20 protein-coding genes and 1 pseudogene are annotated in these 20008 nt (G+C 72.1%); 15 read left to right on the top strand and 6 right to left on the bottom strand.

The annotated features are described in order from the left end of the window. Positions 1 to 114: 114 nt before the first annotated feature. Both ACZ7L7_RS00825 and ACZ7L7_RS00820 read right to left on the bottom strand, forming a co-directional pair. Entirely contained in the window at positions 115 to 858 is a 744-nt protein-coding gene (locus ACZ7L7_RS00825) for an amino acid ABC transporter ATP-binding protein (protein WP_453607818.1), read from the bottom strand. A gap of 126 nt (positions 859 to 984) precedes the next feature. After that, complete coding sequence (locus ACZ7L7_RS00820) at positions 985 to 1425, bottom strand: DUF6278 family protein (RefSeq protein ID WP_285514738.1); 441 nt, start codon at positions 1423 to 1425, stop codon at positions 985 to 987. 156 nt (positions 1426 to 1581) lie between these two features. On the opposite strand from ACZ7L7_RS00820, the gene ACZ7L7_RS00815 reads away from it, so the two are divergent. From ACZ7L7_RS00815 to ACZ7L7_RS00770, 10 genes are all read left to right on the top strand, one after another. After that, positions 1582 to 2973 (top strand): radical SAM protein, encoded by a 1392-nt coding sequence (locus ACZ7L7_RS00815; protein WP_472074296.1) that lies wholly within the window; start codon positions 1582 to 1584, stop codon positions 2971 to 2973. 59 nt (positions 2974 to 3032) lie between these two features. Further along, a complete protein-coding gene (locus tag ACZ7L7_RS00810) occupies positions 3033 to 3194 on the top strand; it encodes a hypothetical protein (RefSeq protein WP_176711692.1) in 162 nt (53 codons plus the stop codon). 361 nt (positions 3195 to 3555) lie between these two features. Further along, positions 3556 to 5028: a coproporphyrinogen-III oxidase family protein gene (locus tag ACZ7L7_RS00805; RefSeq protein WP_471591564.1), complete on the top strand. Its 1473-nt coding sequence runs from the start codon at positions 3556 to 3558 to the stop codon at positions 5026 to 5028. 4 nt (positions 5029 to 5032) lie between these two features. Further along, entirely contained in the window at positions 5033 to 5749 is a 717-nt protein-coding gene (locus tag ACZ7L7_RS00800; protein WP_285514741.1) for an alpha/beta fold hydrolase, read from the top strand. A gap of 40 nt (positions 5750 to 5789) precedes the next feature. Further along, positions 5790 to 6587 (top strand): methyltransferase domain-containing protein, encoded by a 798-nt coding sequence (locus tag ACZ7L7_RS00795; RefSeq protein WP_285514742.1) that lies wholly within the window; start codon positions 5790 to 5792, stop codon positions 6585 to 6587. A gap of 1 nt (position 6588) precedes the next feature. Next, complete coding sequence (locus ACZ7L7_RS00790) at positions 6589 to 7437, top strand: SAM-dependent methyltransferase (RefSeq protein WP_472074295.1); 849 nt, start codon at positions 6589 to 6591, stop codon at positions 7435 to 7437. 22 nt (positions 7438 to 7459) lie between these two features. Continuing rightward, positions 7460 to 8731 (top strand): MFS transporter, encoded by a 1272-nt coding sequence (locus ACZ7L7_RS00785; protein ID WP_285514743.1) that lies wholly within the window; start codon positions 7460 to 7462, stop codon positions 8729 to 8731. Continuing rightward, positions 8715 to 10343 carry an FAD-dependent oxidoreductase gene (locus ACZ7L7_RS00780; RefSeq protein ID WP_285514744.1) on the top strand — a complete coding sequence of 543 codons (1629 nt, stop codon included), beginning with the start codon at positions 8715 to 8717 and terminating at the stop codon, positions 10341 to 10343. Before ACZ7L7_RS00785 ends, ACZ7L7_RS00780 begins: the two co-directional genes overlap by 17 nt. Positions 10344 to 10461: 118 nt before the next feature. Next, positions 10462 to 11031: a TetR/AcrR family transcriptional regulator gene (locus ACZ7L7_RS00775; RefSeq protein WP_285514745.1), complete on the top strand. Its 570-nt coding sequence runs from the start codon at positions 10462 to 10464 to the stop codon at positions 11029 to 11031. Between the two features lie 136 nt (positions 11032 to 11167). Next, a complete protein-coding gene (locus tag ACZ7L7_RS00770) occupies positions 11168 to 11890 on the top strand; it encodes a TetR/AcrR family transcriptional regulator (RefSeq protein WP_285514746.1) in 723 nt (240 codons plus the stop codon). 111 nt (positions 11891 to 12001) lie between these two features. On the opposite strand, the gene ACZ7L7_RS00765 is transcribed toward ACZ7L7_RS00770, so the two are convergent. Continuing rightward, a complete protein-coding gene (locus tag ACZ7L7_RS00765; protein ID WP_472074294.1) occupies positions 12002 to 13063 on the bottom strand; it encodes a type III polyketide synthase in 1062 nt (353 codons plus the stop codon). Positions 13064 to 13476: 413 nt separating this feature from the next. Here ACZ7L7_RS00765 and ACZ7L7_RS00760 point away from each other — a divergent pair, with 413 nt between their 5' ends. The 3 genes from ACZ7L7_RS00760 to proB are packed head-to-tail and all read left to right on the top strand — an operon-like array spanning position 13477 to position 17302. Then, the gene (locus ACZ7L7_RS00760) at positions 13477 to 15075 is read left to right on the top strand and encodes a WhiB family transcriptional regulator (protein WP_471591560.1); all 1599 of its coding nucleotides are present in this window, start codon (positions 13477 to 13479) and stop codon (positions 15073 to 15075) included. Beyond that, positions 15072 to 16082, top strand: coding sequence for an alpha/beta fold hydrolase (locus ACZ7L7_RS00755; RefSeq protein ID WP_471591559.1), 1011 nt, complete (start codon positions 15072 to 15074; stop codon positions 16080 to 16082). The genes ACZ7L7_RS00760 and ACZ7L7_RS00755 overlap by 4 nt, the downstream gene beginning before the upstream one ends. After that, positions 16079 to 17302, top strand: coding sequence for a glutamate 5-kinase (proB, locus tag ACZ7L7_RS00750; protein WP_285514750.1), 1224 nt, complete (start codon positions 16079 to 16081; stop codon positions 17300 to 17302). Before ACZ7L7_RS00755 ends, proB begins: the two co-directional genes overlap by 4 nt. 178 nt (positions 17303 to 17480) lie before the next feature. Here the strand turns inward: proB and ACZ7L7_RS00745 are convergent, their stop codons facing one another. The 3 genes from ACZ7L7_RS00745 to ACZ7L7_RS00735 form a co-directional block, all read right to left on the bottom strand. After that, positions 17481 to 17639, bottom strand: coding sequence for a hypothetical protein (locus tag ACZ7L7_RS00745; protein ID WP_285514751.1), 159 nt, complete (start codon positions 17637 to 17639; stop codon positions 17481 to 17483). 149 nt (positions 17640 to 17788) lie between these two features. Continuing rightward, a complete protein-coding gene (locus tag ACZ7L7_RS00740) occupies positions 17789 to 17950 on the bottom strand; it encodes a hypothetical protein (protein WP_285514752.1) in 162 nt (53 codons plus the stop codon). A 166-nt stretch (positions 17951 to 18116) separates the two neighbouring features. Next, the gene (locus tag ACZ7L7_RS00735) at positions 18117 to 19064 is read right to left on the bottom strand and encodes a DMT family protein (RefSeq protein WP_285514753.1); all 948 of its coding nucleotides are present in this window, start codon (positions 19062 to 19064) and stop codon (positions 18117 to 18119) included. A gap of 222 nt (positions 19065 to 19286) precedes the next feature. On the opposite strand from ACZ7L7_RS00735, the gene fdxA reads away from it, so the two are divergent. Then, positions 19287 to 19610 (top strand): ferredoxin, encoded by a 324-nt coding sequence (gene fdxA, locus ACZ7L7_RS00730; RefSeq protein WP_285514754.1) that lies wholly within the window; start codon positions 19287 to 19289, stop codon positions 19608 to 19610. A 125-nt stretch (positions 19611 to 19735) separates the two neighbouring features. Further along, positions 19736 to 20008 (top strand): annotated as a pseudogene (locus ACZ7L7_RS00725) (hypothetical protein); the annotation flags it as partial.

The following is a 20008-nucleotide window of genomic DNA, read 5'->3' as shown; positions in this document are numbered from 1 at the left end:
GGTCGTGTCGGGCCGCCGCAGGCGGGACTTTGCGGACACGGCCCGGGCCGTCGAGGGCACACGTGTGGCACACGGCGTGGAATCGCGCTTCCTGTTCGGTGCTTCGGGATCTCGTCAGTGCTTGAGGATCTTGGACAGGAAGTCCCGGGCGCGCTCGCTCTCCGGGCGGGTGAAGAAGTCCTCGGGTGCGCGGTCCTCGACGATCCGGCCGTCGGCCATGAAGACGACGCGGTTGGCGGCCGACCGGGCGAAGCCCATCTCATGGGTGACGACGACCATGGTCATGCCCTCCCGGGCCAGTTGCCGCATGACTTCGAGGACTTCGTTGATCATCTCGGGGTCGAGCGCCGAGGTCGGCTCGTCGAAGAGCAGCGCCTTGGGCTCCATGGCGAGGGCGCGGGCGATGGCCACCCGCTGCTGCTGGCCGCCGGAGAGCTGGGCGGGGTACTTGTCGGCCTGGTCGGCGAGGCCCACCCGGTCCAGCAGCTCCCGGGAGCGCCGGTCCGCCTCCTCCTTGTTGCGGCGGCGGACCTTGATCTGCCCCAGTGAGATGTTCTGCAGCACGGTCTTGTGGGCGAAGAGGTTGAAGGACTGGAAGACCATGCCCACATCGGCGCGGAGCCGGGCGAGGGCCTTGCCCTCGGAGGGGAGCGCCTGGCCGTCGATGAGGATCGTGCCGGACTGGATCGGCTCCAGTCGGTTGATCGCCCGGCACAGGGTCGACTTGCCCGATCCGGACGGGCCGATGACGACGACCACCTCCCCCTTGCCGACGGTGAGGTTGACGTCCTGGAGGACGTGCAGCTCCCCAAAGTACTTGTTGACGTCACGCAGTTCGATCAACTGATCGACGACCATGCGCAGCCCTACCCACTCTCAGCTGTGTCGTGGCTGCCGCAAACTATCGGGACACGACAGGAGTTAAGCCGCGACACGCACTCACCGGGCATTAGCCGTATTTAACCCGCGGCTCGGGCCAGGGGTTCACGTCTCGGCGACCTCGGCGTAGAGCTGCGAGAGTTCGGGCACGCCGCTGGCGGCCCACTCGTGCCCGGACTCCACGACGTCGAACTCCCGGCCCGAGGCCAGCCGTACGACCGGCTGACTGTTGGCCCGCAGCTCCCACTTGGCGCCGGGGACGGTGCGGACGATGACGGTGCCGAGGTAGAGACCGGCGTCGTTGCCGAGCCAGGGCAGCTCCTCCTCGTCGTCCCGCCAGCGCGGCACCAGCTGGTCGAGCGCCTCCAGGGAGGCCGCCGAGTCGTCGAGGGCGATCCCTTCCCGGGCGGCCCGGGACCGGAGCAGCTCGCACTCGGAGAGCAGTTCGGCCAGACCTTCGCCCGAGTCCTCGCCGTCCGAGAAGACGGCCACTCCGCGCGCGGGTCCGCGCCGCTTCCGCCAGGCGTCCAGGAAGGGGATGTTCATACCTTCACCCTCGCATCGACCATGCCACCGGCACCACCGGCGCGCGGGAACCGACCGCCCGGATACCTCTTGCCAAAGCTTATTCATCCTCCGTAGAGTTCATCAGGTCATGAGTTCAACGAATGTTGACTTTGGCGTTCCGGGAGGCGGGGACCCGTGCGGAAGATCCCATTCCAGGTGAACGAGGGCGGACTGGTCGCCCTCCTGCCCAATGGCCATGTGGAGTTCCTCGCCGACTCGGCGCGGACGCTGATCCTCCGTCACAACGCCGGACGCCCGGTGTCCGCCGAGGAGTTGATGGAGCACGCGCTCAGCGATCCGCTGGTGACCCTGGACCGGTTCCATCTCTCCGCCCCGGCGATCGCGTTCGTGGAGACCACGAACCTGTGCAATCTGCGCTGCAAGCACTGCTACGCGGACTCCGCGCTCAAACGGCCCGACGAGATGTCGACCCCGCGGATCAAGGCCCTGCTGGACGAGTTCGCCGAGACGGGTGTGCTCCAGGTCTTCCTCACCGGCGGCGAGATCTTCTCCCACCGGGACGCGGTGGAGATCATCCGCCACGCCCGCAGCAAGCCCTTCAGCACCCAGATCTTCACCAACGGCCTGCTCATCACCGAGGAGAAGCTGGCGGCGATCCCGCCCGGCCAGTCCTTCTTCATCAGCTTCGACACGGCCGACCCCGAGCGCACCGTGCGCGGGCGGATGGACTTCCCCAAGCTCCAGCACGCCTTCGAGATGATGCGTAAGTACGGCCATGTCTTCCGCACCGCGATCTCCGTCCACCGCAACAACATCCAGGACGCCGAGGAGATCTTCGAGTGGTGCGCGGAGCGCGGCTACCCGCGCCCGCAGTGGCTGGAGACCCACCCGGTGGGGCGTGCCCTGCTCCACCCCGACATGCTGCTGCGCCCCGAGGACGTCGACGAGGTCTTCGAGGTCTACCGCAGGTGCATGGAGCGGTACTCGACCTCCCCCGATACCGGCACCGGCACTGACTTCGGCGCCGAGCCCGCGGGCGCCCCCGGCGGCCGGCCGGTCCGGCGCGCCGCGGACGAGATCCGCGGGGTGGACACCATCCAGTTCTGCCAGCGCCTGGAGCGCGCCGTCGGCCAGGAGAAGTGCGGCCGCTCGGTCGTCTACGTCAACTCCCGCGGCGACGTCTACCCGTGCAGCAACTGCATGTCGGGACAGCTGCACCGGGCCGGGAGCCTCGCCGAGCGGTCCTTCGCGGACATCTGGGAGAGCGGCTTCGACGCCTTCCGCGACATCCGGTTCAGCGACCACACCGTGTGCGGGAGCTGCCCGGTGGCCGCGGAGGACATCTGGTGCCAGTTCCGGTGCCCGCCGCTGGCCCGCAATCTCACCGGTGACCCGAAGGGGTGCGGGGCCACCGAATACCTCCAGGAGTTCATGCTGCGCGCCGGGCGCTACTGGCGCGAACGCAAGCAGCGTGACGTACGCCTGACCCTCACCCCGCGCCAGGCGCGGCCCGAGAGCCGCACGCCCGGAACACCGGGCCCACCGACCCCGCTCCCGACGGCGTGAGCGGGACCCGTCCGCGGGCGGCGCGACCGCTGCCGCCCCTCATCGAAGGGAACACGGACATGCCCGAAGAGAAGAAGGTCATCCGTATCCACCTGGAGCCCGGCCAGGAGGGCGTGACGCTCAGCGCCGTCGGCGCCGCCTCGGCCACCGCGCCCAGCGAGACCCTCCTGGTGGAGGCCACGAACATCACCGAGGCCACGGTTATCGAGGTCGAGGTCTGACCCCCCTTTCTTGGGTCGGTCGCCTACGGGGCGCCTCGTGCCGGCGCCGAGAGGTCGATCGTGCTCAGCCCTTCGGGCCTGCGCGCGTTCGACCTCTCGCCACCGGCGCGCCCCTTCGGCTCCCTCCCGGTGTGGAGAGGTGATCCGGACGACATGTGACAGACCCCCCGGGCTCGTAGAGGGACGGGCTCGCGGAAGAGCGCTCATGGGGCTCCCGGGACCGCCGAGGGATCGGAAACGGGGGCGAGCGCTGCACGGCCTTCCCGGCCCGTGAGGGACGGGCCGGGAAGGGCCGCGCGAACGTCAGGCGCGGCGTGACCGGAGATACGGGGGCCGACCCCGGACAGGAGACGAGGTCGCGATGAGCAAGACGGTTGCTTCAGCCGGCACGACGGCCGTGCGCCCCGGCACAGGACTCGCGCGGCTGCTCCAGGAGAACCCGGCGCTCAGGATCGGCCAGGACGACTACAACATCAACGTGACCGCCAACTACGGCGACCGGCTGGACGCCTCGCAGGTCGCCGACGCGCTGCGCGCCCACCCGGGCGCCGGACGGCCCGCGCATCTGTACTTCCATGTGCCGCTGTGCGCGTACATCTGCCACTTCTGCAACTACGTCAAGCGCAAGGCTCCGGGCGGGGCGGAGGGCGAGCGCACCGCGCGGATGTGGACCGACCTGCTGCTGGAGGAGTCGGCCCGGCGGCTGGCACACGCGCCCTGGCTGGCCGAGGCCCGCATCGAGTCGGTCTATCTGGGCGGCGGCACCGCGTCACTGCTCGGTACCGAGCAACTGGCGCGGCTGGTACGGCACATGAGGGACAACTACGCCCTCACCGACGACTGCGAGATCTCACTGGAGGGCAACCCGGACAACTTCCAGCACGACGAGCTCGCCGAGGCCCGCGCGCTCGGTTTCAACCGGTTCAGCGTGGGTGTGCAGTCACTGCAGAGCGAGGTCAACGCCTTCGCCGGGCGCGGCCACGACGCCGCGATGTCGCTGACGGCGATCGACAAACTCCGGGCGACGGGGCGGCCGTTCAACGTGGACATGATGTTCGGGCTGCCCCATCAGACCCCGGAGAAGGTCGCCGCGGACATCCGCACGCTGACCGGCCTTGAGGTGCCGACCATCACCATCTACCGGCTGCGCAACGCGGACCGGGCGAAGATGGGGATCGGCAACCGCGCGCTGTGGAACGTGGAGAGCGTCCGCGACCGGCTGCGCGAGGAGCACCTCTTCCCGGGCCTGGACGAGACGTACGAGATGCGCGAGGCCATCGTGGAGCTGCTGCTGGACGCGGGCTACCACCCGAGCCCGTGCGGCTGGTGGAACCGGCCCGGCCTCTACCCGGACGGCAACATCCCGCGTGTGTCGCGCAACAAGTGGCAGCGCCACGACTCGATGATCGCCTACGGTCCCGGCGCCTACGGCTGGCTGACCGGCGACGACGACACGGTCGTGCAGACCCACAACATCGCCGACATCGGCGGCCACGCCCGGCTGCTGCAAAGCGGCCCCGGGCTGCCCCTGGCGTTCGGCCGACGGCTGGCCGGACTGGAGGCGGCCGGGCTGGTCCTCGGCTTCAACTTCAAGGCCAACCAGCCCATCGACGCGGGGCGGTTCAGGCGCCGGTTCGGCGTCGAGCTGTTCCACGACGAGCCGTTCGCGGGGGTCTTCGCCGAACTCCTGGAGCGCGGTCTCGTCGAGCCGGTGCCGGGCGCGGCGGAGAGTGTCATCCCCACGCTGGACGGCGAGGCCCTGCACGAGGAGATCATCAGTGTCTACTTCCACCAGCGCATCGGCTCCTTCGCCGAAGCCGTGTGCCGGAGGTGAGGCGGTGCGCGTCCACCACCGACTCCAGTGGCGCCGGGACCCGGACGGGACCCCCTACCGCGCCCGGCGGTCGTTCCCGGCCGGACCGGCGAACGCGACCGTGCTGCTGTCCGGTCCCGGCACGGTCTCCGCCCTCGACGGCGAGGGCCGGGACGACGTCCTGCTGGACCGGCTGACGGCGACGCTGGTGGCCTCGGGCGCCCAGGTGCTGCGGTGCGACATGCCCGTACGCGATCCCCGCACGCCTGCCTCTGCGGACGACGAGCGACGGCGGGCCGAGCGGCTGGGGCGGCTGCTGGCGGGCAACCGGCATGTGATGACCGGCCCGCTGTCGCTCATCGGCTTCTCGCTCGGCGGCCAGGCGCTGCTCAGGCTGCTGGAGTCCGGGGAGCCGCCGCGCGCCGACCGCGTCGTCCTGATCGGCACGGTGGTGGAGGCGGACGCCTTCCTCACCTCCCGCGTCCCACTGATCGAACTGGTCTACGGCAGCCTCGACCTGGTCGGCTATCTCGCCGACGAGTCCGACGACAAGCTGCCGCCCGCGGTGTTCGAACCGGCCATGTACGCCGACTGGTCCGCCCGCCATCTCATCGGCACCCACTCACCCGCGGTCCGGGTCCATGTGCTCGACGGACTCGGTCACACCCTGCACCCCTGCGGACCCGGCCCGGCCCGGGACCCGCTGCCCGCGCTCACCTCCCTGGTGGGCATCGCCTCATGACGTCGCGTCAGCTCACAGCACCACATCGAAAGGGAACGACATGCCCGCGAGTGAGACTCTCTCCAGCCGCCGGTTCGACAAGATCGCGAACAACTTCGCCACCAGCGAGGTGCACCGCTCCAGCCCGACGATGACCGCCCTGCACGAGACACTCGGGCCGCAGACGGGCGGCGCGATCTGCGATGTCGCCTGCGGCGCCGGGCATCTGGCACTCTCCTTCGCCGACGAGAACCCGGCCCGCGTGGTGTGCGTGGACCCGGCGCCGTCGATGCTGGAGTCGGTGCGGAAACTGGCCGCCGAGCGGCAGGTGTCGGTGGAGACCGTGCAGTCGGTCGCCGAGGAACTGCCTTTCGAGGACGCCTCGTTCGACCTGGTGGTCTCGCGGCTCGCCCCGCACCACTTCCAGGACATCCGCAAGGCGGTCGGGGAGATGACCCGGCTGCTGCGGCCCGGCGGCCGGCTCGCGGTGATCGACCTGGAGGGCAACGCCGATCCGGAGATCGACGCGCTCAACCACGAGCTGGAGATCCTCCACGACCCCACCCATGTGCGCAGCTACACCCTCGACGAGTGGGTCGGCTTCTTCCAGGGCGCCGGGCTCAACGTCCCCGTGGCGCGCGGCGGTCAGGCCGAGAGCCGTACCGGCGTGCCCGTCAAGCGCTGGTGCGAGATCGCCTCCTCCGGCGCCGAGGCCGAGGCGGCGATCCGGCGCAGGCTCGCCGAGGCGCCCGCCGCGCACCGGGAAGCGCTGGGGATCCGCCAGGAGGGCGAGGAGTTCTTCATCCCGGTGCGCACCTGCATGGTGATCGGCGTCAAGCCGCTGGCCGGGAAGGAGTGACATGCCCGTCATCCGTCTGTTCTCCCCGGACGCCAGTCCCGGCCCCGCCGCTCTGGAGCAACTGGCTGCCGATGTCACCGAGTTGCTCGGTCTGCCGGCCGGGCACTGCTGGGTGTGGTGGCAGCGCCTGGAACCGGGCACCTACCACCGGCCCGAGTGGCGGGACGCCCCCAACGCGCCCGCGGCTCCGGTCGGGTTCGTGGTGTGCAAGGAGAGCTACGACAAGGAGCAGGTGGGCGCGCTTCTCAGGCTGTTGCAGAGCCGCCTGTCCCAGATGCTGAAGGTGCCCGCCGACCAGATCTTCCTGACCGTGCAGCGGGCCGTGTCGGGCGAGTTACTGGTCCGAGACGAGGTGTGGTTCGCGCATCTGGAGGAGCCCCGGCCGGGCGCCGTCACCGACCTGGTGCCGATCGGGCGCGTGCACACCGACCGCAATGACCTGTCCGACGACTACTGGGGCGATGTCACCTCGGTGATCCGGCTGGACGGGACGCGCTTCGACGCGGAGGCCCTGCTGGGCCTGGACACCTTCTCCCACCTGGAGGTGGTCTTCCACTTCCACCGGGTGGCCCCCGAGAAGATCCACACCGGGGCGCGGCATCCACGGGGCAACCCCGACTGGCCGCGTGCCGGGATCTTCGCCCAGCGCGCGAAGAACCGCCCCAACCGGATCGGGGTCTCCCGCTGCAAGCTGCTGAAGGTGGACGGGCTCGATGTGCACGTACGCGGCCTGGACGCCGTGGACGGCACCCCGGTGCTCGATCTGAAGCCGTATCTCACCCAGTTCGGTCCGCGTGAGGACGTCGTCCAGCCCTCCTGGGTCGACGAACTGATGCGGGACTACTACTGAACTCGCCCCGAACGGAGCCGACGTGAAGAAGTCCGCCGACCGGGAGCGGCTGCCGCGCAGCGCGCTCGCCCTGCTGGCCGCGGTGTTCGTGGACGCCCTCGGCAGCGGGCTGTACATGGCGGTCTCCGTCGTCTTTCTCACCCGCTACCTGGACCTGGGCAGCAGTGAGGTCGGGCTCGGTCTGGGTGTCGCGGGCGCGGTGTCCTTCGCGCTGCTGGTGCCCACCGGGATTCTCGCGGACCGGGCCGGTCCGCGCCGGATGCTGATCGCCGCCCATGTGACCCGGGCGGCGCTGCTGGCGTGCTTCCCGTTCGCCTCCGGCTTCGTGCCGTTCCTGTGCGTGGTGTCCCTGCTGGCGGTGGCCGACCGGGCCGCCTCCCCGCTGGTGCAGGGGCTGTTCGGGGCGGCCGTGGACGCCGGGCAGCGGGTGCGTGCCATGGGGATGGCGCGGTCCCTGCAGAACCTGGGTCTCTCGCTGGGTGGTCTGGCCGCCGCCGGGGCGCTGCTGTGGGACAGCGACGGGGTGTACCTGGCCGTCGTGTACGGCAATTCGCTGTCGTTCGTGCTGGCCGCGGTGCTGGTCACGCGGTTGCGGGCGGGCGACTCGGGCGGGGGCAGGCCGCTGCCGTGGCGGCGGCGGCTGGCGGTCTTCCGGGACCGCCGGTTCACCTGGCTGACCGTGCTCAACTCCGTGGTGAGCCTGCATGTGACGGTGCTGACGGTCGGCATCCCGCTGTGGGTGCTGGCCCACGACGACCTGCCCCGGTCGGTGATCGCCTGGACGCTGGTGCTGAACACGGTGGTCGTCGTGGTGTTCCAGGTGCACGCGACCCGCGACGTGGAGAGCGCCGCGGACGGCGGGCGGGCGCTGAGACTGAGCGGGCTGCTGCTGGCCGCCTGCTGCTGTCTGCTGGCCGTCACCGGTGAACTGCCCGCCGCCTGGGCGGTGGCGGTGATCCTCGCCGCGGTGGGCCTGCAGGCGTTCGCGGAGATGCACCAGCAGGCGGGCGCCTGGGCGATCTCCTACGACCTGGCGCCCGAGGACCGACGCCAGGTGTATCTGGCCTTCTTCAGCCTGGGCAACGCCGCCCGCAACACCTACGGCCCGCTCGTCGTCACCTTCCTGGTGGTCCAGCGCGGCGCCGTCGGCTGGCTGCTGCTCGGGGCCCTGGCGCTCGGCTGCGGCGCCTGGGCGGCGCGGTCCGGCCGGCCGTCCGCCGTTTCCGGTGCGCCGTCCGCACCGGCCGTATCGCTGACCGATGTCCAAGGAGAGACCCATGGCACCCACCCCTGAGCAGTCCGTCATCATCGTCGGAGCGGGACCGACCGGCCTGGCGCTGGCCTGTGAACTGGCCGCGGCCGGAGTCTCCTGCACCGTCCTGGAGCGCCGTACCGCGCCGTCGGCGCAGTCCCGTGCCATGGCCCTGTACAGCAGGACGCTGGAGGTGCTCGATCTGCGCGGGCACGCCGACGTGCTGACCGCCGTGGGGCGTCCGGTCGGCCGGATGCGGCCCGCGCGGGGCGCGTCGATCGACTTCACCGGGATCGACAGCCGCTTCCCCGCGCTGTACGTGGTCCCGCAGAGCCGCACCGAGGAGGCGCTGCAGCAGCGGGCGGTCGACCTCGGGGTGATCGTGCAGCGCGGCGCCGAGGTGTTCGGCCTGGAGCAGGACGCCACGGGCGTACGGCTGAACGTGCGGACCGAGTCCGGGGAGTGGGAGGAGACCGCGGACTACGTGGTGGGCTGCGACGGCGCGCACAGCGTGGTGCGCGAGCTGTCCGGGATCGCCTTCCGCGGGCACACCTACGACATCGCGCCGATCCTCGCGGACGTACGCCTACAGAGCCCGCCGCAGGACGGGGTGACGATCCTGGGCGAGGGCGGCGCGATGATGGTGTCGGTGCCGTTCGGGGACGGGTACTGGCGGATCGCGGTGGGGCACCGGGACCATCCGTGGACGCGGGACGAGGTGACGGTCGAGGAGCTGTCCGAGCGACTGACGGACGTCCTCGGCTTCGACCCCAAGCCGTACGACGCGCGCTGGCTGGCCCGGTTCAAGATCCACCAGCGGCTTGCCGACCAGTACCGCGCCGGGCGGGTGCTGCTCGCCGGGGACGCGGCCCATCTGCACTCGCCGCTGGGCGGGCAGGGCCTCAACCTCGGTATCCAGGACGCCGTCAACCTCGGCTGGAAGCTGGCCGCCACGCTCCAGGGCTGGGCGCCGGCCGGGCTGCTGGACACCTACCAGGCCGAGCGCCGTCCGCAGGCCCAGAAGATCCTCAAGGCCACCGACCACGCCACCCGGATGGCCACCCACCGCTCCCCGGTGGTGAGCGGCCTGCGCCGGGTGGTGCTCTCCGGGCTCCTCGGGCGGCGCCGGATCAACCGGTTCGCGGGCGAGGCGATCTCCGGGCTGCGCGCCGGATACGCGGGCCGGGGACGGCCGGCCGCGCTCGGCGGGTCCCGGCTGCGCCCCGGGCAGCGGGTGCCGGACCTGGCGGTGGAGCGGGCCGAGGGCGCGCCGGTGCGGCTGTACGAACTGATGCGGGACGGGCGGTTCCTGCTGCTGGACCTCGCCGGGGACGGCGCGGCGGGCGAGGTCGCCGAGGGCTGGGGCTCGCGGGTCTGCCCGGTCCGGGTGGCCGGGCCGGTGCCCCGGCTCGACGGTCTCGGCGCGGTGTTGGTCCGCCCCGACGGCTACGCGGCCTGGGTGGACGGCACTTCGTCCCAGGGCCGCGAGGAGCGCGTACGGCAGGCGCTGCACCGCTGGTGCGGTACCGAGGGCCCGACCCCGCACCGCGACACGGCCCCCGCCGGAGGGGCCACCGCCCCGGCCCGCGCGGGCCGGGCTGAGCAGTCCGAGGAAGCCGCCGACTCCGAACCCGCCCGCGCCGACCGCACGTGACGGGAGGCCGTCGTGGAGGTCCCCACGGGCCCGGCCGTGCACCACGAACCGTTTCCCGCGCGGCGCTCCGCCACCGCGCGGGAGCGTGCGGGGACCAGAGGAAGAAAGGCTCGTCGCCATGGCACAACAGCTGATGTCGGCGCGTTCCCAGCGCACCCGGGAGGCCATACTGCGGGCGGCCCGGCTGCACTTCGCCGCCGACGGCTACCAGCGGTCGACGATCCGGGCCATCGCGGCCACGGCGTCCATCGACCCGTCCATGGTCATGCGGTACTTCGGCAGCAAGGAGCAGCTGTTCGACGCGGCCCTCGATGTCGACCTTGGTTTACCCGACTTGACGGGCACGCCCCCGGAGCTGCTTCCGCAGGCGCTGATCACGCACTTCCTGGCGCCCTGGGAGGACGACCTGGACGAGGGCTCGATGCGGCTGCTGCTGCGCTGCGCGGCGACCAACGAGCGGGCGGCGGAGCATCTGCGGCAGATGCTGCACGAGCAGTTCACCAGCAGTCTGCGCGGCGCGCTGGGGGCGGAGCGGGCGGCGGCGTGCAGCGGGGTGCTGGCGGCGCAGTTGCTGGGGGTGGCGTTCACGCGGTACGTGCTGCGGCTGCGGCCGATCGCCGACCTTCCGGTCGCGGCGCTGGCCGATCTGGTGGCGCCGTCGATGCGGACCGTACTCGCGGCGGAATGAACCCGGTCGGTCAAGGTAAGGAAGAGACCAAGGCCTGTTCATGTTCATGGCCTGATCGGGTCCGACCTGATAGGGTATTTTCACTGTACAATGAATTTATTGTTCCGTTGCCCCTCACCCAAAGTGCAGTGATCTCATGAAATCCAGGCGCTCAGACGGTTCCGCTTCTACGTCCGGGGGGGCCGAAACGAACGAATCGACGGGCGTTCCACCGGCCCGGACAAGACGCAAACCCGCCCGTAGCGGACGTCGGCCCGGCGAGAGCGGCACCCGCGAGCAGATCCTCGAATCCGCGCTCCATCTCTTCGCCGACCGCGGATACGTGCGGACCACCATCCGGGCCATCGCGGAGAACGCCGGCGTCGACCCCGCCCTGGTGCACCACTTCTTCACCAACAAGGAAGGCGTGTTCGACGCGGCGGTCAACTCCCGGTTCAGCGTCTCGGCGGCGTTCGACGCCATGCCGATCTCCGAGGACGCGACGTCGGAGGCGGCCTGGCTGGCCCACACCTACTTCTCGTTCTGGGAGAACGAGACGACGCGCTACGCCATGACCGCCATCTACCGTGCGGGTCTTGCCGACAGCGTCACCTCGGAGTTGCTCAGGTCCCGGATCGAGGCGAGCACCAAGTCGTGGGCGAGCGCCAGCGGTTACCGGGACGTCGTGGGCTCCGAACCCCGCGCCGCACTGGCCTCGGGGCACATCGTCGGGCTGGCGCTGCTGCGCTACGTTCTCAGAGTCGAACCGCTGGCGAGCATGAGCTACGAGGAGTTCCTCGCCTGGGTGGTGCCCGCCCTGGAACTGCGCCTGTCCATCGACGTGGGGCCCCGCCCGATGGGCGGCCGGGCCGAGGACTGACGGCCCGCGCGCTCGTTCTCGAAGCCCCGCAGAACACCGACCCGGACGGCCTCCACCGAGGCCGTCCGGGTCACTTGTGCGGTCCGCCGCGCGCCGCGGCCGGCCGGCGGGTCAGACGTCGCCGCGCCAGACCGCCCGCACCGCATACATCACGATGCCCGGTCCGAACGCGAGCAGAAGTCCGTTGGCGCCCTCGGCAGGCGGCTTGGCGAAGGTGCGCTCCATGACCTCAAGTACGGAGGCGGAGCCGACGTTGCCCACGTCGCGCAGTGAGTCCCGGGTCAGGCCGAACAGTTCGGGCGGGCCGCCGAGCCCCTCGGCGATCGTGTCGATGATCTTCGGCCCGCCGGTGTGCGAGACGACGAACTCCGGCATACCGCGGCCTCCGTGCGGCGCGGTGGCCTCCAGCCATTCGTTGAGCTTCGGCGTCATGGCACCGATGGCCTTCGCCAGTACCGGCGAGTTGTACCCGTGCAGCCCCTCGTCGGACGTGCGGGTCCCCACCACGTCCTGGGTCCCGAACTGAAGGCACTGGTAGGAGCCGGTGAGTTCCATGTGCGGGCCGTCGGCGCTGCCGCTGACGACACAGGCACCGGCCGCGTCGGCGAAGAGCCCCTTCAGGATCAGTCCGGTCATGTCGGCGTCGGCGTGGTTCAGGTAGTAGCTGAAGACATCGGCGCAGACGACGAGCACCTTGTCGTCCGGACGGGCGGCGACCAGTTCCATGGCCGTGGAGATTCCGAACATCCCACCCGCACAGCCCATCTGCGTCACGGGTATGCGCCGGACGGAGGGCCGCAGGTCCAGTCGCTGCACCAGCCGTACGTCGAGTCCGGGCATGGTGTGGCCGGTGGCGCTGGTCACCACGACGGCGTCGATGTCACCGGGGAGCAGTCCCGCCTCCCGCAGCGCGCCCTGGGCGGCGCGCTCCGCCAGCTCCAGCGAGGCGTTCAGATGCTCGCGGGCGTGCTCTGCGAGGGGACGCTGCTTGGCCAGCCACTCCGCCGGCGGCCGGGTGTACCAGCGCGTCTGGATCGTGGTCGCGCGAACGGCCCGGCACCCCGCTGCGATCCACGGCTGGTCCGCGTACAACTCGACCAACTGATCGATGAGTTCGTCGGTACTCACCTGATAGCGGGGCAGGGCGACAACGGGTGCGGTAAGGACGGGCACGACATCTCCAAGCGATGGGAAGCCAGGGTGGAAAGAAGGCACCGCGGTACGGCCGTCGGGTGCTCGAACGGTCTCACGGTCGCCGCTTGATGGATCTCGCCATGGCAATCCGGGCATGCCGAACACTCCCCCCGGTGTTTGACGGTGCTGCCTTCACGGGCGCCTCAGTGGGCGCGAATGGTCGGGCGCGCGCATGACAGAACTGCGCGCACCCGCCGGCACATGACCATGCGGAAACGATGCTGCAGAGGCCTTCCCAACCGGGGCGCCGTCCGGGGTCTGCCTCGCAACTCGAAGGTACGCACTCGGAGTTGACTACAACTAGAGCGAAATTCAACGCTTATGGAATTCAATCCGAGAGGACAGCCGAGAGTTACGGCCACCGGGATCACACCGAGAAAGGGCCGACCGCCATGCACGCTCCGCCGCACCACGCCGACCCTGACCCCTGGACCGAACGCGCGGCCTGCCGCGACACCGACCCCGAGACCTTCTTCCCGCTCCCCGGCGCGTCGGGCGGCCTCGACCGCGAGGCCATCGCCAAACGTCTGTGCGGACGCTGCCCGGTGGCCCGGGAGTGCCTGCGTGAGGCGCTCGTGCGCGACGAGAGTGCCGGGATCTGGGGCGGATTCAACTCCCGGGAGCGGCGCGAACTGCTGCGTATCGCGGGCACGTTGGAGTCGACGGGGGCGGAACTGGCCGCGTATCTGGCGGAGGGCGGGCGCCGGCTGACCGCGACACCCCGGGAGCGGCCGGCCTATGTGTGGTACCTGCGCCGCCACGGCTGGACCCCCCGGCGCATCGCGGGCGCCCTCGGCATCAGTTTCGGCCAGGTCCAACAGGCCTGGCAGCTCGCCGAGTTGGCCTCGTCCTGCACGGACGGACCGGTGAGCGGCATGCCGAATCCGCGTGCGCCGAGGAAGCGGGTGCGTAGGCCCGGCGGCGCGGAACGCGCGGCGACCGAGGGCACCGTGCAGTGGCCTCCGCTCCCCGGGTACGGCCCGGGCGGGCGGGGTGTACCGGCACGCGGGCCCCAACTGCCGTCGGCGGCGGGGCATCCGGCGGGGCCGGTGCCGGGGTACCGGGCACGTACGGCGGGGGCCGGTGCGGACAGCCGGCTGACGCGTACGGCGGGGGCCGGTGCGGACGGCCGACTGGCACGTACCGCAGGGGCCGGTGCGGACAGCCGACGGGCACCGGGCGCGCCCGTCGTACGCGCGCCCCTTTCCCCCGCTGCCCGCGGACTCCCCAACCCGGCACGCGCGCCGCTCCCTCCGGGAGGGACCCGCACCCCGGGTACGGTGTCCCGGCCGGGCGCCGTGCGAGGGACGGTCGGCGGTCCCGTGGCCCGGCCGGGCACCGGACGAGAGACGATCGGCGGTCCCCTGCCAGCAGCCGCCCCAGGCACCCCACCCCGACCCGGCACCGGACGAAGGACAGGCGGCGGCCCCCAGACAGCGGCCAGCCCGGGCACCACGCCCCGACCCGGCACCCGACGGGAGACGATCAGCGGCCCCCAGCCAGCAGCCGCCCCAGGCACGGCACCCCGGCCAGGCGCCGGACGAAGGACAGGCGGCGGCCCCCAGACAGCGGCCAGCCCGGGCACCACGCCCCGACCCGGCACCGGACGAAGGACGACCGGCGATCCCCTGGCGGCGGCCGGTCCCGGCTTGTCGCGGGCGTCGTCCGGCCGGGCCCGGGTCCCGCTCAACCCCGACCCGCAGGGCCTCCCGGGTGACCGACGGCCTCGGGCGCCCCTGCCTCCCGGGCAGCCCGAGGCGCCCGCCGCCCCCGACTCCCCGCGCCCGCCGGGCGACGGCACCCTCCCCTCCCGCAGCTCCGCCCCCTTCGTCGCCGATCGCGTGCGCGTGCCCGTCGTACTGAAGGCGCGGCGGCTGCCGCAGGGGCCGCGGGTGACACTGACGAGCGGGTCGGCCCGTACCTTCGTGGCGCCGGGAAGTCCCCGGGTGACGATCACCATTCGACCGGTGCCGGGCGGTGGGGCCGCATGAGTGCGGTGACCGGGCTGCAGGACCGGCGGCTGGCCGGAACCGTGGTCACGGACGACGGTGCCGAACTGGTCGTGTACGCACACGGCTCACCGCGGGCCGAGGCCACCGTCGTACTGTCGCACGGGTGGACCATGTCGGCGCTCGAATGGCGGCCGCACGTGGAGGCGTTGACGCGCCCCCGCCCCGGGTTCCCGGCGCTGCGCGCGGTCACGTACGACCAGCGCGGGCACGGCCGCTCCACCCGGGGTGAGGCGCCGCTGGACATGGCGCTGCTCGGCCGGGACCTGGACCTCGTACTGCGCCGGGCCACCACGCCCGAGGACGGGCCGGTGCTGCTCGTGGGCCATTCCATGGGCGGCATGTCCGTCCAGCAACTCGCCGCTGCCCGGCCGGAGTTGTTCGGTTCGTGGGTGTCCGGCGTCGCGCTCTTCAACACCTGCGTCGAGGACGTGGGAGCCATCCCGTTCGTACCCCGGGACCGGGGCGCGCAGCGGCGGGCGCACGCCGAACGGCTGGTCGCCGACGGCCTGTTGCGCTCGCCGGGCTGGGCGAAGGCCGTGCACCGGCTGCTCACCGGACCGCTCTCGCACCCCTCGGCCGCCCCGCTGTGGCGTGCCCTGTTCGGGCGCGGTCCGCAGACGGACACCGCGCGGGCCGACGCGCACGCCCTGCGTGCCATCCCGCCGTTGACGGTCGCCGAGTTCTTCGCCGCGCTCACCACCCATGCCTGCGCGGGCCGGCTCGGCGCGCTCGGCCGGGTGCCGACCCGGATCCTGGTCGGCGCCCTGGACAGTTACACACCACCCGCCCAGGCCCTGCGCCTGGCCGACAACATTCCGGGGGCGACCCTGCACACCGTGCCGAAACAGGGCCACGACCTGCCCTACGAGCGTCCCGTGCTGGTCGTGGAGACCGTGCACGCGCTCTTGCACGACCTACGACAACGGCGCGAAACCTCCCCGGCCGCACCCCGGGAGCTCGCCCTCGACTCGGGAGCGCAACGATGACCCCGCCCGTGACAGCCTCCGCCGACAACGGCGGACTGCGCCCCGATGTGCTCAGGGCGCGCCGGATCGTGGTGAAGGTGGGCTCGTCGTCACTGACGACGGCGGTCGGCGGACTGGACTCCGACCGCGTCGACGCCCTCGTCGACGTGCTCGCCCGCACCCGCTCCGGCGGCACCGAGATCGTGCTCGTCTCCTCCGGTGCCATCGCCGCCGGACTGGCCCCGCTGGGCCTGTCCGAGCGTCCGCAGGACCTGGCCGGACAGCAGGCGGCGGCCTGCGTCGGACAGGGGCTGCTGGTCGCCCGGTACACGGCCTCCTTCGCCCGCTACGGGCTGCGGGTCGGCCAAGTCCTGCTCACCGCCGACGACATCGGCCGCCGCGCCCAGTACCGCAACGCCTACCGCGCGCTCACCAAAGTGCTCTCCATGGGCGCGGTGCCGATCGTCAACGAGAACGACACCGTGGCCACCTCGGAGATCCGGTTCGGCGACAACGACCGGCTCGCGGCGCTGGTGTCCCATCTGGTCCGCGCCGATCTGCTGGTGCTGCTGTCCGACATCGACGGCCTGTACGACGGCGACCCGCGTCGTCCGGGGGCGCGGCGGCTGACCGATGTGTACGGTCAACAGGACCTGGCGAACGTGGAGTTGGGCGGCGCCGGGAGTTCCGGGGTGGGTACCGGAGGGATGAAGACCAAGGTGGAGGCGGCCCGGATCGCGACCGGCGCGGGCGTACCGGTGGTGCTCACCGCCGCCCGGCACGCCGCCGACGCGCTGGCCGGGCGGCCGACCGGCACGCTCTTCCACCGCACCGGGGACCGCAGCTCCGACCATCTGCTGTGGCTGGAGCACGCCAGCAGCCCGCGCGGCACGGTGCAGTTGACGGCGGACGCGGTGCGGGAGCTGGTGCAGGGGCGGGGCGCGCTGGCCGCGACGGGGGTGACGCGGGTCGCGGGCCAGTTCGTGGCGGGCGACCCGGTGGAACTCCTCGACGAGGAGGGGCGCGTGGTCGCCCGCGGTCTCGCCTCGCTCGCCTTCCAGGAACTGTCGCTGTTGCGCGGCCGTTCCGGCCGCGAGGTGGTCCACCAGGACGACCTGGTCCTGCTCCCGGCCTCGGCCCGCGCCGCCGGGCTCCCGGCGCAACTGCGCCGCCAGGTGAGCGTACGGGTGCTGCCCGCCCGGGAGTTCGCCGCGAGGGACGCGGGCGGGCCCGGGATCTGAGCGGTGCCCGACCCGGAGAACGGGGCGGCGCCCGTCGATGTGTCCGACGGGCGCCGCCCCGAGTGCCGCGCTCCTCCAGCCGATCCCGAGTGCCGCGCTCCTCCGATCCCGAGTGCCGGCTCCTCCAGCCGATCCCGAGTACCGAGCTCCTTCAGTCGATCCCGAGTACCGCGCTCTTTCAGTCGATACTGCGCACGATGTGCGGCTCGCCGGGGTCATTCTCCACTCCGGCGAGACCGAGCGGGGGCGCGAGCACGCGGCGGCGGGCCCGCCGTGACTCGTCCCGGTACACGATCCGGCCCGCCGGCTCGGTCTTCGTGATAATGCGTATCCGCATGAACGGACCTCCCGTCTGGGACAGTTCAGGAGTGCCGGAACGACTACCGGTACCGGCAGGCGGCCGCGGGGCGGCCGGGGAGACAGGGGCAACGCCCCGCGCGCCGGCGTCCCGTACCCGGGCGTGCGCGCCGCCCCGCGCACCGACGGTCACCCCTCACCGGCGTCCCCCGCCACGTCCGCCATCACCGCGTCCGCCTCGGTCCCGCCGGCCGCCCCGGGTTCGGTCCCCGACAACTCGGCCAGCATCACCCAGGCCAACGCCTCGGCCTCGTCCGGATGGACGGTGAGACCCGTACCGGTGCCGCTCATAGCAACCCCCTGGGAAACTCAACAACTGCTGAACTCGCCTCGGTCGAGCGTGGCACGCCTCACAAACACCGACAAGGTGGGTACCCCCGGGCCACGAGCGGAGCTGGGGCGGGGCTTGAGCGGGGCTCCACGGGACGGACACGGCCTGACGCACGCCCGCGCCCCCTCACCTCCGCGACTCCACCGCCCCCACCGCCACAGCCGCCGACCTCCTGAGCCGTATCCCCCAGAAGTGGCCCCCGGGCGCCGCGACTTTGGGGCGGGAGCCCGCCGGGGCGCCGGAGGTCTCGGCGCGGGCCAGGAGGAACACCCCCCGCCCCGCGGCGACTGCCGCCGCCAGGCCGCCGGCCAGCGTCAGCGGTCCCGTCGCGTACCGGTCGCCGAGCGCCGCCACCCCGAGGAGCACCGCGAACACCGGGTTGACCAGGGTCACCGTGGCGAGCGGGGCCTCCAGGCCGTCGCGGTAGGCGAGTTGGCAGAGCCAGACGCCGATCGGGGCGAGGAGGGCCACGCCGGCGACGGCCAGCGCGGTGGAGGCGAGCGGTCCGGGCGAGGCGCCGGACACGCGGAGCACCACGGTCTGGGCCAGCGCGGACGCCGCCGCGAAGGCGACTCCCGCCGCGGCGGCGTACAGCAGACCGGCGACCGCCGCCACGCGGGTGGCCGTCGCCGCGGCCACGGGCACACCCATGGCGACCGTGGTGAGCACCGCCAGGCCGACCAGTTCACCGGAGTCCGGCGTGCGACCCTCCCCCGCCGACGGCACCAGCGCCAGCAGGGCCGCCACGCCCGCCACGGTCAGGGCCGTCCCCGACCACTGCGCCGCCGTCAACCGCTGCCGCAGCACCACCGAGGACAGCAGCGGCGCCGCGACCAGGGTCAGCACCCCGAGCATCTGTACCGCGACCAGTGAGCCGTACTTGAGCGCGACCGTGTGCAGCACCGCGCCGAGGAGGTTGAGCAGCAGGGCCGTCCACCACGCCACCGAGCGGCGGAGCCCCGTCCCCTGGGCTCCGGCCGCCCGGAGCGCGGCGGCCCGTTGCGCCACCGCCGCCGCGGCGTACGCCAGTGCGGACGCCGTTGCGAGCACCACAACCGACAACACGGTGTTCACGAGGTCCTTTCACCGCGCCGGGCACGGGTGCGCGTTCTCTCCATATTTCATTCCTCGTTGAAGTCTACGGGTGCTGAATTATTTCCGGCAACCGGGACCGCCGGGCCACAGCAGTTCGAGACGGACTCCATCCGACGTCCACGCGGATTCCTGCCCCGGCTCCTACCCTCGCCGCACTCACCACCCGCCCGGCAACGACATCTGGACCACGGAGAGTCGCTCATGACGTATGTCATCGCCCAGCCCTGCGTCGACCTGAAGGACAGGGCCTGCGTCGACGAGTGCCCGGTCGACTGCATCTACGAAGGCCAGCGGAAGATGTACATCAACCCCGACGAATGCGTGGACTGCGGCGCCTGCGAGCCCGTCTGCCCGGTCGAGGCGATCTTCTTCGAGGACGACGTGCCCAACGAGTGGGCCGACTTCCGCCGCGCGGACCGGGAGTTCTTCACCGAGCTGGGCTCCCCCGGCGGCGCCTCCAACGTCGGTCCCGTCGACAGCGACCACGCGGTCGTCGCCGAGCTGCCCGTGTCGGCCACCCCGTGACGAACGGGTGAGTTCGGCGCCCGCCGCCCCGACCCTCGTTGACCTGCGCCCGCCCCGTCCATAGCTTCGTGCCGCCTGACATCACGTCAGGTCGGGTCGCGGCGAGGAAAGGGGCGGGCGTGCGGATGGCTCTTCGGGGCGTGGGAATCGTGTGCGCGCTGATCGCGGGTCTGCTGCCGGTGACCGCGGCGGCGCGGGCGAGCACCACCCAGTCCGAACCACTGCCGATGTCCGCGGCAGCGCGGGCCAGCACCGCCCGGCCCGAACCACTGCCGATGTCCGCAGCGGCACGGGCCAGCACCACCCGGCCCGAACCACTGCCGATGTCCGCAGCGGCACGGGCCAGCACCACCCGGCCCGAACCACTGCCGATGTCCGCAGCGGCACGGGCCAGCACC

The sequence above is a fragment of the Streptomyces sp. NPDC110618 genome (assembly GCF_055657065.1).
The sequence above is the reverse complement of the archived record's forward strand: the minus strand, read 5'-3'. Positions and strand labels throughout refer to the sequence as shown.

Coding starts and splice junctions, on each gene's coding strand:
- ACZ7L7_RS00825 (WP_453607818.1), bottom strand. CDS start 858: ATGGTCGTCGATCAGTTGATCGAACTGCGTGACGTCAACAAGTACTTT.
- ACZ7L7_RS00820 (WP_285514738.1), bottom strand. CDS start 1,425: ATGAACATCCCCTTCCTGGACGCCTGGCGGAAGCGGCGCGGACCCGCG.
- ACZ7L7_RS00810 (WP_176711692.1), top strand. CDS start 3,033: ATGCCCGAAGAGAAGAAGGTCATCCGTATCCACCTGGAGCCCGGCCAG.
- ACZ7L7_RS00805 (WP_471591564.1), top strand. CDS start 3,556: ATGAGCAAGACGGTTGCTTCAGCCGGCACGACGGCCGTGCGCCCCGGC.
- ACZ7L7_RS00795 (WP_285514742.1), top strand. CDS start 5,790: ATGCCCGCGAGTGAGACTCTCTCCAGCCGCCGGTTCGACAAGATCGCG.
- ACZ7L7_RS00790 (WP_472074295.1), top strand. CDS start 6,589: ATGCCCGTCATCCGTCTGTTCTCCCCGGACGCCAGTCCCGGCCCCGCC.
- ACZ7L7_RS00780 (WP_285514744.1), top strand. CDS start 8,715: ATGGCACCCACCCCTGAGCAGTCCGTCATCATCGTCGGAGCGGGACCG.
- ACZ7L7_RS00775 (WP_285514745.1), top strand. CDS start 10,462: ATGGCACAACAGCTGATGTCGGCGCGTTCCCAGCGCACCCGGGAGGCC.
- ACZ7L7_RS00770 (WP_285514746.1), top strand. CDS start 11,168: ATGAAATCCAGGCGCTCAGACGGTTCCGCTTCTACGTCCGGGGGGGCC.
- ACZ7L7_RS00760 (WP_471591560.1), top strand. CDS start 13,477: ATGCACGCTCCGCCGCACCACGCCGACCCTGACCCCTGGACCGAACGC.
- ACZ7L7_RS00755 (WP_471591559.1), top strand. CDS start 15,072: ATGAGTGCGGTGACCGGGCTGCAGGACCGGCGGCTGGCCGGAACCGTG.
- proB (WP_285514750.1), top strand. CDS start 16,079: ATGACCCCGCCCGTGACAGCCTCCGCCGACAACGGCGGACTGCGCCCC.
- ACZ7L7_RS00745 (WP_285514751.1), bottom strand. CDS start 17,639: ATGCGGATACGCATTATCACGAAGACCGAGCCGGCGGGCCGGATCGTG.
- ACZ7L7_RS00740 (WP_285514752.1), bottom strand. CDS start 17,950: ATGAGCGGCACCGGTACGGGTCTCACCGTCCATCCGGACGAGGCCGAG.
- fdxA (WP_285514754.1), top strand. CDS start 19,287: ATGACGTATGTCATCGCCCAGCCCTGCGTCGACCTGAAGGACAGGGCC.